Origin of the sequence: Alicyclobacillus acidoterrestris (genome assembly GCF_022674245.1) — a bacterium.
Classification (GTDB): Bacteria; Bacillota; Bacilli; order Alicyclobacillales; family Alicyclobacillaceae; genus Alicyclobacillus; species Alicyclobacillus acidoterrestris.
Genome location: NZ_CP080467.1, coordinates 1,715,359 through 1,727,893, shown reverse-complemented (window position 1 = coordinate 1,727,893; position 12,535 = coordinate 1,715,359). Strand labels below are relative to the sequence as shown.

General features: G+C 52.4%; 12 protein-coding genes and 1 pseudogene. 3 read left to right on the top strand and 10 right to left on the bottom strand.

The genetic code is table 11. The annotated features are described in order from the left end of the window. Positions 1-7: 7 nt before the first annotated feature. A pseudogene (locus K1I37_RS07970) lies at positions 8-592 on the bottom strand (cupin domain-containing protein); the annotation flags it as partial. A gap of 263 nt (positions 593-855) precedes the next feature. On the opposite strand from K1I37_RS07970, the gene K1I37_RS21510 reads away from it, so the two are divergent. Both K1I37_RS21510 and K1I37_RS21505 read left to right on the top strand, forming a co-directional pair. Beyond that, entirely contained in the window at positions 856-987 is a 132-nt protein-coding gene (locus tag K1I37_RS21510) for a hypothetical protein (RefSeq protein WP_021295898.1), read from the top strand. Positions 988-1,049: 62 nt separating this feature from the next. Continuing rightward, positions 1,050-1,175: a hypothetical protein gene (locus K1I37_RS21505; RefSeq protein ID WP_021295899.1), complete on the top strand. Its 126-nt coding sequence runs from the start codon at positions 1,050-1,052 to the stop codon at positions 1,173-1,175. 79 nt (positions 1,176-1,254) lie between these two features. On the opposite strand, the gene K1I37_RS07965 is transcribed toward K1I37_RS21505, so the two are convergent. Together K1I37_RS07965 and K1I37_RS07960 are read right to left on the bottom strand one after the other, a co-directional pair. Beyond that, positions 1,255-3,051, bottom strand: coding sequence for a TOMM precursor leader peptide-binding protein (locus K1I37_RS07965; protein ID WP_236613853.1), 1,797 nt, complete (start codon positions 3,049-3,051; stop codon positions 1,255-1,257). A gap of 426 nt (positions 3,052-3,477) precedes the next feature. Then, positions 3,478-4,413, bottom strand: coding sequence for an aminotransferase class IV (locus K1I37_RS07960; RefSeq protein ID WP_021295901.1), 936 nt, complete (start codon positions 4,411-4,413; stop codon positions 3,478-3,480). A gap of 110 nt (positions 4,414-4,523) precedes the next feature. Here K1I37_RS07960 and K1I37_RS07955 point away from each other — a divergent pair, with 110 nt between their 5' ends. Then, positions 4,524-4,868 carry a histidine triad nucleotide-binding protein gene (locus K1I37_RS07955; protein WP_021295902.1) on the top strand — a complete coding sequence of 115 codons (345 nt, stop codon included), beginning with the start codon at positions 4,524-4,526 and terminating at the stop codon, positions 4,866-4,868. On the opposite strand, the gene K1I37_RS07950 is transcribed toward K1I37_RS07955, so the two are convergent. From K1I37_RS07950 to K1I37_RS07920, 7 genes are all read right to left on the bottom strand, one after another. Then, positions 4,865-5,320 (bottom strand): OsmC family protein, encoded by a 456-nt coding sequence (locus K1I37_RS07950; protein ID WP_021295903.1) that lies wholly within the window; start codon positions 5,318-5,320, stop codon positions 4,865-4,867. The genes K1I37_RS07955 and K1I37_RS07950 overlap by 4 nt on opposite strands. 82 nt (positions 5,321-5,402) lie before the next feature. Continuing rightward, the gene (locus K1I37_RS07945; RefSeq protein ID WP_021295904.1) at positions 5,403-5,744 is read right to left on the bottom strand and encodes a cupredoxin domain-containing protein; all 342 of its coding nucleotides are present in this window, start codon (positions 5,742-5,744) and stop codon (positions 5,403-5,405) included. A 102-nt stretch (positions 5,745-5,846) separates the two neighbouring features. Next, complete coding sequence (locus K1I37_RS07940) at positions 5,847-6,410, bottom strand: phosphatase PAP2 family protein (protein WP_021295905.1); 564 nt, start codon at positions 6,408-6,410, stop codon at positions 5,847-5,849. Continuing rightward, positions 6,401-7,435 (bottom strand): phospholipase D-like domain-containing protein, encoded by a 1,035-nt coding sequence (locus K1I37_RS07935; protein ID WP_081654031.1) that lies wholly within the window; start codon positions 7,433-7,435, stop codon positions 6,401-6,403. The genes K1I37_RS07940 and K1I37_RS07935 overlap by 10 nt, the downstream gene beginning before the upstream one ends. Positions 7,436-7,615: 180 nt before the next feature. Beyond that, a complete protein-coding gene (locus K1I37_RS07930; RefSeq protein WP_031218318.1) occupies positions 7,616-10,723 on the bottom strand; it encodes a DNA polymerase III subunit alpha in 3,108 nt (1,035 codons plus the stop codon). Between the two features lie 13 nt (positions 10,724-10,736). Further along, positions 10,737-10,979, bottom strand: a complete 243-nt coding sequence (locus K1I37_RS07925) for a DUF6504 family protein (RefSeq protein ID WP_021295908.1) — start codon at positions 10,977-10,979, stop codon at positions 10,737-10,739. Next, on the bottom strand, positions 10,976-12,235 hold the full coding sequence (locus K1I37_RS07920) for a DNA polymerase Y subunit UmuC family protein (RefSeq protein WP_021295909.1): 1,260 nt from the start codon (positions 12,233-12,235) through the stop codon (positions 10,976-10,978). The genes K1I37_RS07925 and K1I37_RS07920 overlap by 4 nt, the downstream gene beginning before the upstream one ends. Between the last annotated feature and the right edge of the window lie 300 nt (positions 12,236-12,535).

The following is a 12,535-nucleotide window of genomic DNA, read 5'->3' as shown; positions in this document are numbered from 1 at the left end:
GATTTGCCGTCATTCGGTGAATCGGGGTGTGTTTTGTTTTGTGGGATATCCTGTTTCGCATTTCCTCAATATGTGGGGGCCCGATAAAGGTGGTATGCGTAATGGGAGCGAGTGCTTCTCTGACAAGCGACTCTTGTAAACCATAGGTATGTGCCAGCACTTCTGGCGGCGTCAGTCTCAACACGTCCGATCCGCCGATAAACTGCGGAATGGGCGCATCAAATATCGCGAGTAAGTATATATTGTCAACCCTGGCAATCTCGTAGTGCCACCAACCTTGTGGGACGTTTGCCACTTGGCCTGGTTTAATGGGGATGTTGAGCAACTGCTTGGTAAACGGATTGATGATGGATACGAGTGCTGATCCAGAAATGCAATAAACCAATTCTGAAGCGTTTTGGTGCGTATGCGGCTCCACTACATTCGATTTACTCAAGAATATATCCAATAACGAAACTTTGCCTAACGTATTTAATTCCTTTACGGAAAGCAAGTTGATTAGATTCTGACTGTCCTTCACAAAAAAGGGGTTGTTCTTCAAATCGTATTTAAACTGGACATTTGGCGATGTAAAGTCCATATACGAAACCATTATGCAACCTTCCCTCTGAGAAAATAGGCATTTGCCGCACCTGGCGTATCATATGCCGCTTTCCCACAATTGCTCCAAAAATCATCCAGAAGAAGAGTATCTGCTCATGCGATTCGGGTTCATCGCCTAGACAAGGCGTGTTGCAAAGCGGTTTTATACGTAAATCTGGCAAAATGGGCGAATGTGCTGAGTCATATGCCCTACGATAGGACAATCCTCTAGTCATAAATCTAAACAGACACCGACGATAAGGAGGGAAATTCATGTACGGAACATTTGGCGGATATACCCGATGGGCTGTGGTGTTCTTGATTATCTTTGTTCTGTTCTTCTTGCTAGTGCCAGCCGTTGGTTACGGTGCAGCAACCAGCTGCAGCTGTGCAGGCGCATACTAAGATCACAAAATTTGTAACACAATGACTCCCACATATGGGACCAATCACGAGGAGGAATTTCCATGTACGGAGCTTTCGGTGGATATACGCAATGGGCTGTTGTGTTCTTGATCATCTTCGTTTTGTTCTTCCTGTTTGTTCCATCTGTTGGTTATGGCGCAGGAAGCAGCTGTGCAGGCGCGTACTAATCCTGAAAAGTGACAAATCAGTAAAAATCACCACATATTCAAGTCGATAGAGGCGTCCTATACGGACGCCTTTTTAGCATTATGAAAACGGATGGCAATCCTGATTTAAGTCATCTTCCGTCAGTACCCGTTTGGCGTATCCCATTCTCTGTGGCAATTCGAATAGCCTTGAAAGCCCTCGAACTCTTTGAGCGCCATAGCCAAACGTAATTGGCGTCATTCCCGGTATGAATACTTTCACAGCATGCAGTCCAGCGTAAGATACTTCCGCACTGGTCTGATTCAACACGATCACGTCAAATCCTCGGCTGTGTAAATCCTCAAGTACCGCATTGAGAATTCGTCGAATGTCGCATGAATGAATTTGGTATCGCCGAGCGACATCCTGATATACATCTTCGACCGACTGAGTCTGCCTTCGATTTTCAGGCCTTAAAAGGAAGGCCCAACGCGGGTAGGCTTCGGGTAAGCCGGCGACCGCGACGTGATCGAGAATATCCTTGATTTTCGTCGAATCCAGAAACATGGAAAGTGCCTCTTTGCGCCTCTCTTCCGACGTTCGCTGCAGGTTGAGCACTTGAACCGTCAATTCCCGGAGCGCGCCATAGACAGCCTGGTACGGATTTAAATGACACGCTGAGCCGCTGACGACTTTCGGATAGTCGTTTTCTTTGTTCACTGCCACAGCACAAATTGTTGGTATGCTGAGATCATGTGACATATTAAATAGGCGAACCTCAAACCCATTGTCCACTAAATAACGAAAGGCCTTTGAGGTTTTCGGTGGGCAATGGTTCCCCAGCCTCAGCTCAGGTAACGGCATCTTCGCGTACCACATGTTCAAAAATCCGTCGCGTTCAATCACTTCGAACGTTCCATGCAACGTGGCTTCTTCCACAGTCCCTCCCATTGCACAGCCATTCGACGTCTCCTTCACAAAACGCAACGCATCCGCCGTTGGTCCATAATAGGCCATCTGCTCAGGAATCAGGACAGGCAACTGACGCTTGGTCGAGTATGCCCAAATCCAGGAATATGGCTTCTCCTCAGCAAAAGGTTCATAGTTGGACGACTGCAACCACGCATCCGTGTGCAACCCAAACTTTGATGGGTGCATAGCGTCGCCGTTCAATTCTGAATATTTACCAAAGGTGACAGGTCGTCGATTCACAGCCTGAAATCCACAGCTGCGCTCCAACACTTCGAGCATCGCGGATTGCTTGGCGTCGATGCTCGTCAGACCGGATCCATACCCAGCAATTTCAGCCCCACTAGGCGTATAGATATAAGCACCTGCCTCAACGTAACGGCCTTCATTCGAAAACTCATGTGTGTTGGAAATATATCCTACTTTAGGATGCACGAACAACGTTTCTAATCGTTTATAATCCACCGGTGCAACTCTCAATGCTTCTGTATCGATCACGCGCTGAGAAACAAATTCCACCTGAGCAAGAGAGGGATGGTCATCTGGTATCAGGTTGCATCGAGGGCAATCGTGGTTTGGAACCACGGGCACCCACTCGATGTCTTCGGCTTGTTCATACAGCCCTACTTGCCCTCTGCAATTTGGCTCATGAGAGGATGCCAACACAATAGACTGTATCTCATCAGCCACGATATCCCCCAGAGTGAGCAAGTCCGATGGGGACATCGCGAGCGGCTCCTCGATACTATCGATTCCTTGAAACATTTTTAGAAGACTGTGATCGAAAGTATTCTCCCACCGTAATTGTAGACAAGTCACGCAGCCAGGTATTTCTGGAGTCTCTAGCGGCCCCAATAATACGGTCGATCCCCTACCTAGCACCGATAAGACACTGAGCTGTAAATCCCTACACTTTTCCAGGACCAAATGCTCGAATTCAGAAGTCATATCCGAGGCCAAAATGACAAGTTTTGGGCGGAGTTTTTCTAGATCATCCAGTGAACAGTTGTGCACCATATGGATTTCACTCGTTTGACTGTACTTTTCGCACCAGGTGTCAATGATTTGTTTCCCCAAAACGGAACCGTTGTGAAATATAACAATCTTCATTGTAGCCTCCGCAAATGAAGTATCAGTCACTTTATTTTCGTGCACACATCATAAGTCAACATATATTCGTGCGTTCCTACGTATAGAACAATAGAAGCAAGGCCAACCCACCGCTTTTACAGGTAGAAGTGAATATTTTATAGACAACCTACATAAACTCGTACTCGGTGCGACTGCACCACCCATATCCAAGGGCACCGCCCAGTATCCCATTCTGTGGCGGTGCTTCTATCCCATCTACTCGATACATTCATTTATCACGTATCACGCCGAAACGGAAGCCTTGCGCAGTTCGTCAATATGTTGCGAAAAAGCCTCCTTCAGCCGGTTCACCACGTCGAAGTTTTTCGCCGTCCATTCCGTCTTACATGTATCTGGGGTGACCACAATCGGATGCGGCGCAACGTCTTGCAACGGCGTAGAAACGGGCAAATCTGGATGCGACAACACCGTGTCGATTGCGAAAATTTCGGAGAGCGTCCCTGTAATAAAGATAGCATCGATAGAAGAAAGTTCAGTGACCGACAATTTCTCTTCGCGTACAGGAATACCGAGTTCGTTCGCCAATTCAAGCACAAAGCGACGTGTGATGCCCGGCAAAATGTATCTGTCCGTGGGTGCTGTAATCAGTTCCCCGTCACGGACAAACCAGAGGTTCGAGCTCGCCGATTCGATCATCTTTCCATCCCGCACCAACAGTGCCTCATCTGCACCTGCGTCGTGCGCTGCCTGTTTTGCGATGATATTCGGGAGCAGATTCAACGTCTTGATGTAGACATTGGCCCAGCGCTCATCGGGTTGCATCAAGAGCTTGCCTGGCGTTTGCTCACCTTTGTCCGGCACAGGTCGGACGACAGCACTGACGTTTGGTGTGATTTCCGCTGCGGGGAACAAGTGATTGCGAACTGCACTGCCGCGTGTGATTTGGAGGTAGATAGACGCTTCTGTTTCTCCACTTTTCTCAAGCAGATTCTGAATGAGTTCCCTATATCCATTCGCATCATAGGGCGATGTGATACGAATCGCATTCAGACTGTTTTGAAGCCGTTCAATGTGCCATTCCAGCAGAAACGGCTGGCCGCCATACACCCGAATCACTTCGTAGATTCCGTCTCCAAATTCGTGACCGCGTTCGTCAATCGCAATCGCGGCCTCACTTGGATTGACATATTGACCGTTATAATAGCCGACAACCGGCATGCGAAATCCCCCCACTTTGACGGAAAGTTGATATCATTATAAAGTATCAGAGGGAAGTGTGTTGAATAGGTTGTCCGATATCAGTAGAAATTGGGAAGGGAACTGGGAGTATGGCAGACTGTTTGTTTTGCAAACTCATCGCCGGTGAAATACCTTCAGACAAGGTATATGAAGACGATGACGTACTAGCTTTCCGCGACATTCGACCGCAAGCCCCGGTTCACGTGCTGGTCATTCCGAAACAGCATGTCGATTCGGCCCAAGCCGTTACGCCGGATGACGCTCTATTGATTGGGCGGTTGCACGCGACCATCCCGACCATCGCCAAAACGCTGGAGATTGACCAGGACGGATATCGCGTAGTGACCAATATCGGCCGATACGGTCAACAAACGGTGCAGCACCTGCACTACCATATCGTCGGCGGTCGGCAACTCGGGTGGCCTCCAGGTTAATCTGGAAGGCCATCCTGCACTACATCGAGCGGTGGCACCTCGGTGCCGTTGAGAATCAGATGTGGAATGACATTGGCGTTGACAGAGCCGATAGCGGAACAGTACTTTTCCTCGCTTAATCGGATGGCGCGCCACGCTTTGGCGGGTGGGACCTCCCCCGTCAGGCGGTATGTCAAATGAATTTCCGTGAAAGCTTGGGGATATTCATCTCGACGTATGCCGGAAGCGTCGATTTCCATTCCTTCAAGTTTCAGGCGCATCCGCTCGAGAATCATTGCAATGTCGATTCCCGTGCAGCCGACAATCCCCATAAGCAAAAGCTCCATTGGACGATTGCCCTGTCCTGTCCCACCTTCTTCACGGCGCGCATCCATATACACTGTATTTCCAGATGGCCCGTCCGCCTGAAAGTGACGCTGGCCGAGCCATTTACTTGTAACCTTCATTTCCAAACACGACACCCCCCTCGCTATGTATTGTATCGCGCATTTGAACCGTCGTCATCCAAGGAGGACCATGCTTGTTCGAAAAACGTCATCCTACCTGAATGGTACCGAACATCCCTGGCTCAGGAACCCCTGATTTGTCCGAATAATATTGAAATGCCCCCGTTTTGTCTGGTGTAAACCGCACATCAACACGCTGTCCTGGCTGTAGATTTTGTGTAAACACATAAAACGCTGGAAGAACAAAATTATGCACATTCAATCCACGATTCTGAACCAATACATGCACTTCTTGCCCCTTCGTGGACTGAATCGTACCCGGTTGAATCGAACCGTCTCTCAGCGTCACTTGCACCGTTTGCGCATAGGCGGCAGAGAATGGGAAGAATACCGTCAACAACGCGACGCTACACAAGCGGGTTAGGCGCACCCTGATACCTCCGTCTCGTCTGTACGTAATGTCGTTAGCGTGGCTTTGACAAGATAGAATCATACACACGGATGAATGCATTGGGTGCGCCTTTCCCCATATCTACGCATGTGCTACAACGGCATACCCTGCAAACGCGCACACCACACCACAAGTCGCACCGCCGAGCGCGCCGACCAAAACATCGCTCAAATGATGTAGACCACAGTAAATTCGAGAGAAGCAAAGTAGAATAGCAAGCACGAGAAGAAGCCATGGGTAAAACGGCAAATGCAGGGCGCCACAAGCCAACGCCATCGATCCGCCCGCGTGATTGCTCGGAAACGACTCCCCTCGTTCGTGTTCCAGCAAGGGTTCAAACGGCTCGGTGTCAAATGGGCGCGGACGGTTCGTCAAACGGCTGACCGGTTCGTGCAAGGCACGAATCAGAAGTGCCGCTACAATCGATGAAGCTACGGAAACAAAGGAGACTTCAGCCGTGGTCACCTCAACGATATTCGCGGCAGCGATGACGAGAATCGCCAACATGACGATAGGCGTGTACTTTGCCGCAATGATCATCAGTGCGTTTAGCCATGGCGTCGTGATCCACAATTTTTCCAGACGTCGCGTCACGACTGCGTCCGCCAGGCTGAATCCGCGCCAAAGCCAATCCGTCAACCCCATGAACGATTCGCCGCTTTCATCGGATAATCTGATCCTCTACCCATCTGTGTCTGCAAATCCTCCCTAAGTGACGCGTCGAACTGCGGAACGTCATGCAGTTCCAAATCTGCCTCGTGATTGTACGTAAACGCTTGGTGGCTAAAATTGGCGCTGCCGATGATGAAGGTCGCGCCGTGATCGACATCGAGAATTTTCGCGTGCATCAGTTCCCCATCATACGGGCGGTAATAACGCACCATCGCCCCCGCATCGCGCAATGTGTCGACGGTGCTTCGATTGTAGGACTGAGTGGGATCAACCAGAATCGTCACGGCCACCCCGCGCGCAAGCGCTGCGCCAAGCGCCTGAATCAACGCCTTGTCCGACAAGTCAAACGCCTCCATATCGATGGTTTGGCGCGCAGACTGAATGGCCTGCACGAGTGCAGATTCAATGCCGCCATCGATAATCAGCGGCGGTGGCAGGGTCGGAGCTTCGATTGCCTCGCCAGCGGCCCGGCTGAAATCCCACAAAAACATCGTCCGAAACTCACTGTTTGCATGGGGAATCAAAACCGAAGCATCGTTGTTGTTCCAACTATTGGCGCCAAAGTTCATGCCGCCAATCAGCGTGCCTGCATCTGTCGTGAGCATCTTGACGTGGTCTATCCCCTGTTTAATCGAAATTTCTCGCACCGTCACACCGTCGGCACGCAAACTGGGATAGCCCACACTGGTCGAATGCGGTTCTGTAGCGTCGAGCACGACGCGCACATCGACATTGCGTTTACGGGCGGCCACGAGTGCCTGAATGATGTCCTTGTCCGACAACTCGTACATATCCAGATAGACCTCGCGGTGACTGCTTTGAATCAACTTTAACGCCGCCTTCTTGACATCCGGCCCCCAAACGAGTTGCATTCCGCCTCTCGCAGTCACAGGCGCGGGCAACACCTGCTGCACATCCTGAGCGTCCGTTGGACTTGTACACCCACTCGTGACGACCGTGCCAATACACAGCACCATCGCGAAGAAAAACCGTTTCATACCCCGAAATATCCGCAAATGACTCACCTCTGACAAAATGCGCAACGCCTCAGTTGCATGATTTTGTCATATGGATTCCTGAAATGACAGGCAAAAACCTTTTTACTATCCTTTAATTATCCAAAAATGAAAAACTGATGAAGTTTAGGCTTGTCCGTCTCGTGCGCAGCGATATTCATTTCACGATCGCGTCAACGGCCAAATATGCTCAACGAGCAATTGTGCACGAGCCCCGCCTCGTCGCTGTACCACGCCTTCCAGCCCAAGCAGGCGGCCATAGGGCGTGAACAATACCGCACCTTCGCTATGATATACCGATTCGAACATTGTCGCATCCAGTAAATTTGTCTCGTCTTCCAATGTGAAAAAGACCACTGTGCGACCGCTCTTCGTTGGCGGTCGATGTGGTCGAACTGCCAGACCTGCCACAACAACTCGTGCACCTTCTGGCGCGGCAAGCACTTGCGCTGTCGTGACATACCCTTGTTGTGTCAAATCTCGGCGGATGAATTCCAACCAGTGTCCAGAGACACCAACGCCTAGTAAATTGTATTCATCCACCAAGCGGCTAGCAAGCGAGTGCTCCGCTGCATTCCCGGGCGATTCCCCTTTCGCTTCAACAGGCGCCTGCGCGAGTAGCGGCAAATCACGCGTTTCGCGCATCGCCAGCCACCCAGGAACGCGCCACAACAACGAGCGTCTGTCTGCGCCCTCAAGCACATCAAATGCGCCAACGCGAATTAGGTGTTCTACCTGCAGCCGATCCGCCGCAGGCACCCGCATCAGAAAATCCGCGACCCCCATAAACCGGCCAACCTTCATACGCTCCTCGACAAGCGCCGCCACCACCTGTGCGGACGCGCGCTTGATCAGCCGAAAACCTAATCTGATGCTCTGGTCATCCGGCGTAGTACACGACCATTCACTTTCGTTGATGTCCACAGGCAGAATCGAAACACCACGCCGCCGAGCTTCCGCACAGACGACATGAACTGGATAATAGCCCATCGGATACTGATTGAGGACAGACGCATAAAACTGCGCCGGATAGTGCTTCACCAAGTATGCTGTCTTATAAGCGGTGGTCGCGAAAGCCGCTGCGTGGGCTTCACAGAAACCGTAGCTCGCGTAACTTTGAATGTACGAAAAAATGGTGTTGGCGACCTCGGGCGTCACCCCATTCTGTGCCGCTTTGGCCATAAACTTTCGGCCAATCTGCTCCATCTCAGTGTGATTGCGCGCGTGGCTCATCACGCGTCGCAACTCATCCGCCTCGCCTGGTGTAAATGCGGCAATCGCAGTCGCGATCTCAATCACCTGCTCCTGAAACAACACGACCCCATACGTCTTGCCAAGAATCGGTTCCAGCTTCGGATGCAGGTAGGTAATCGGCTCATTGCCGTGGCGGCGCGCGATGAACGGATCAACCATATTCCCCTGAATCGGCCCCGGTCGAATCAAAGCTACACTGGCGACAATATCTTCGAGCCCTGTCGCATGCAAACGCGATTGCAGTGCACGCTGCGCTGGGCTCTCCAACTGAAACACGCCCATCGTCTCACCACGGCGAATCATCGCAAATGTCGCCTCGTCGTCGAGCGGAATGTTATCGTAATCAATTGCCCCTCTGCTCAGACGCACCGCATTCTCAATGGCAGACATGGTCCGCAGCGACAATAAATCGAGCTTAACCAGCCCCACATCCTCAACCGTGCGCTTGTCAAACGGCGTCATGAGCGCCCCCTTGGCCGAGGGCTGCAAACTAGTCGTCTGATACAACACGTCACGGCTAACGACAATTCCCCCGACATGCATGCCAAAATGTCGCGGAAAACCTGCGACGTGATGGGCAATTTGAAACAACCAACGAAACTTTTGCCGATGTTGTGCGTAATCCATCAATTCAGGCACTCTATCCATGAGCGCATCCAGCTCATCTGCATGCGCCGACCACGGTACGCGTTTGGCTAGCGTATCGAGCAACGGGGTAGGCAATGCGAGTGCGGCGCCGATTTCACGCACAGCTGACCTGCCGCGAAACGTCTGATACGTCGCCACGCGAGCCACTTTGTCGCGCCCGTACTTCTCGTAGACATATGCCATCACCTCGTCGCGCCTGTCACTCGCAAAATCAATATCGATGTCCGGGCGTTCCGCGCGCTCAAGCGACATAAATCGCTCGAACAACAAACCGCGCGCTGCTGCATCGACATCCGTAATATAGAGGCAGTATGCGACGGCCGAGTCGGCGGCTGATCCACGCCCCGCACACCGAATAGACTTGCTTCGCGCGTACCGCACGATGTCCCAAACAACGAGAAAATAATCGACGTACCCCAGTTGGACAATGATATCCAACTCGTGTTCCAGTCGATTGCGCACATCCGCATCCACGCGAGGATAACGCGCATGTGCACCTTCGTAGACGATATGTCGCAAAAACGCGATCGAATCCCCTGCGCCAGTTGGCAAAGCGAACTTAGGGAAATGCGTCTCAGTGAGCGTCAAGGCCACTTGGCAGCGCTGCGCGATTTCCATGGTTCGCGCCATCGCCTCCGGATAGCTGCCAAACCGCTTCTTGGCCTCTGTCACGTCGTGCAGCCAAGCCTCACGATTGAGTGGGCGGCCAGGATGGGGCGTATATACATCACAATTCAGCGCAATGCAACGCATCACATCGTGAACGGGAAACAGTTGTTTATCGGTGTAATGCACATCACTTGTCGATACAATCGGAATCTTCAAATTTATAGACATATCGTATAGTAGCCGCATCATCAGTTGGTTTTTCGGATAGCCATCCCATTGCATCTCCAAGTAAAAAGCGTCGCCAAAGCGCGCCTTGTAACGCGTTGCCCAGGCTGCTGCAGCACCGTAGTCCCGCCTGTGAAGAAGTTGCTGAATCCGGCTGTTGCGACCGCCGGAGAGAACCAGCAGGCCATCGCCGAGACGAAACAAAGTCTCTTCCTCGATATATGGCGTCCGCCGTCGCCCCTCCCCTGCGTGCGCCAAGGTCAGCAACTCGCACAAATTGCGATAGCCCTGACGCGTCTCCGCGAGCACCGTGAGGTGCGTCCCGTCAGCGATCGTCAACTCCGCACCAGAAATCGGTTTTATCCCATATACGGCGGCCCATTTATGAAGTTCCGGAAGACCCGCAATGGTATTGTGATCTGTCAAGGCCAACGCTGGCATCTGATACAAGGCCGCCTGCGCGACGAGCGCTTCAATCGATGAGACACCATTCAAAAACGAATACGGAGAATGGCAGTGCAAGTGAACAAACATCATTCCATCCCACCTAATCCCACGCTTTATAGACAAACCACGATTGTTTCGTGCACTCGAGTTCAAACAACGCGTTATGATCAGTCCACACCCATAACATCTTCCGCTCCCCTTCGCCTTGCCACCAGTCGCCCATCTCGACCCATCTATCGAGAATCTCGACAATGGTGTGTACTTCCCCGCGATGGACAAAGGCCACGGGGTCATCCGCCTGCCACCGACAAACGGCAATGGGTTGCCGCACAATGCGGCTCATCGCATCATCCGCCCCCCTAAGATGGCATTCAACCGCTGTTCGCGAAACGTCGGCCTCGCGCCGATATGCAGCTTTTTCGGGAATTTGTGGAGCAACACCTCGCGGACGTCTTCCAAACTCGACCTGTCCACTTGCGGCAGCGGGTAAAACGCGTCTTCATACAAGACAAACCCCGCTTGCACAGACTCCAATGGCCGCAATTCAGACACATAGAGATCGATCGCTTCAATCCGCTGCCCCACCATCTGCAACCGCCCGACTTCCAATCCAGCAAGCAAGGAAAAAGGCTGATACACGGGGGTTCTCGCCGCATACTCGTAACTGCCGCCCGCCATCTCGGTTTGCCAACGCATCCCCACTAAAAGCGCGCCGGCTGCCACGCGCTGCAGTTCACTGCACAGTTGTGCGGCCATCGACTCCATCAGCGACTCTACCACTTCTATACTGGCTTCCTCGCCCAGCGGTGCCCGCCAAGACATGCGCTGCTCCAACGGCGGGTAATTTACTTGGATGCGCCCACCCGGTACTTGTTGGAGCGCCCGCCTCCACAGCCAAGCTTCTTTTCCGAAGCGCGCAAACAGCAATTCGTCAGGCACATCAGCCAAATCCTGCAAGCGATGGACGCCGAGTTGTCGCAGTTGCTCGCGTTGTGCTGGCGGGATATACCAAAGTGCCGCAATGGGCATTTGCGACACCCACAAAGTATCCGCCTCGCCCCCTGCCTCAAGCATCCTAGCCACGCCTGGCGAGATGATAAGCTGCTGTTGCCGCACGCGATAATAGCGCGCCCCCGGCACCCGCTCCATGCGGCTCCACGCCACCAGCGCCTCAGCCAAAAACGGGTTCTCTGCCATTCCCACGCGAAATCTCTGTTCCACATGCAAAACTTCATCGATGTCCAACAAAATTCCCCGTACTTCCGCAAGCGGTGGTCTTTCCGCCGGAACTTGCACGACAAATCCACTGTGCGCAAGGGTCCTCACAAACGGGGAGGCATTCCAAAGTATCTGATACACCTGCTGCATCTGATCAGTGGGTTTATCCGGATGTGCAAAGACGACCAAATCGGGCACGACGGACTGGGCCGTTTTCAATGACCACCCGACTTGCACACCGACTTTGACCGCCGACACTGACGCATCTGTGACGATATCCGTCTTGTCTACCGCCACATACGCACAATGGGCAACTGCATCAGGAACATCACGCCTATCGACGCACATTCCCTCGCCCTGTCCAAATAGCGTATATCTCATCTGTCACACCACCAGAACATGTGTTCTGTTTCATTATACGCACAGGCACACGGCACATACAAACATATGTTCGCGTTTGTGGCGTGGTAAAGTTGTCCATAAAATCTGCCGGGCGGGGCACATGCGCGGCACGGCGGTCGTGATCGACCGGGTGTGAGGGGCAGCCCGCCGCCCGCACGCGGTCGTGATCGGCCAGGTGGGGTGGCAGCCCGGCGCCCACGCGGCCCGCGGTGGCCACATAAGGTAACTTTTCTGCTCTATTTGTGACATTTCGACGCTGTGGCGGCAGATAAGGTAGGA

Bases quoted from the DNA above. Each gene is read 5' to 3' on its own strand.
- K1I37_RS21510 (WP_021295898.1), top strand. From the start codon at position 856: ATGTACGGAACATTTGGCGGATATACCCGATGGGCTGTGGTGTTCTTG.
- K1I37_RS07925 (WP_021295908.1), bottom strand. From the start codon at position 10,979: ATGAGCCGCATTGTGCGGCAACCCATTGCCGTTTGTCGGTGGCAGGCG.
- K1I37_RS07940 (WP_021295905.1), bottom strand. From the start codon at position 6,410: ATGGGGTTGACGGATTGGCTTTGGCGCGGATTCAGCCTGGCGGACGCA.
- K1I37_RS07960 (WP_021295901.1), bottom strand. From the start codon at position 4,413: ATGCCGGTTGTCGGCTATTATAACGGTCAATATGTCAATCCAAGTGAG.
- K1I37_RS07920 (WP_021295909.1), bottom strand. From the start codon at position 12,235: ATGAGATATACGCTATTTGGACAGGGCGAGGGAATGTGCGTCGATAGG.
- K1I37_RS07930 (WP_031218318.1), bottom strand. From the start codon at position 10,723: ATGTTTGTTCACTTGCACTGCCATTCTCCGTATTCGTTTTTGAATGGT.
- K1I37_RS07935 (WP_081654031.1), bottom strand. From the start codon at position 7,435: ATGAAACGGTTTTTCTTCGCGATGGTGCTGTGTATTGGCACGGTCGTC.
- K1I37_RS07965 (WP_236613853.1), bottom strand. From the start codon at position 3,051: ATGACTTCTGAATTCGAGCATTTGGTCCTGGAAAAGTGTAGGGATTTA.
- K1I37_RS21505 (WP_021295899.1), top strand. From the start codon at position 1,050: ATGTACGGAGCTTTCGGTGGATATACGCAATGGGCTGTTGTGTTCTTG.
- K1I37_RS07955 (WP_021295902.1), top strand. From the start codon at position 4,524: ATGGCAGACTGTTTGTTTTGCAAACTCATCGCCGGTGAAATACCTTCA.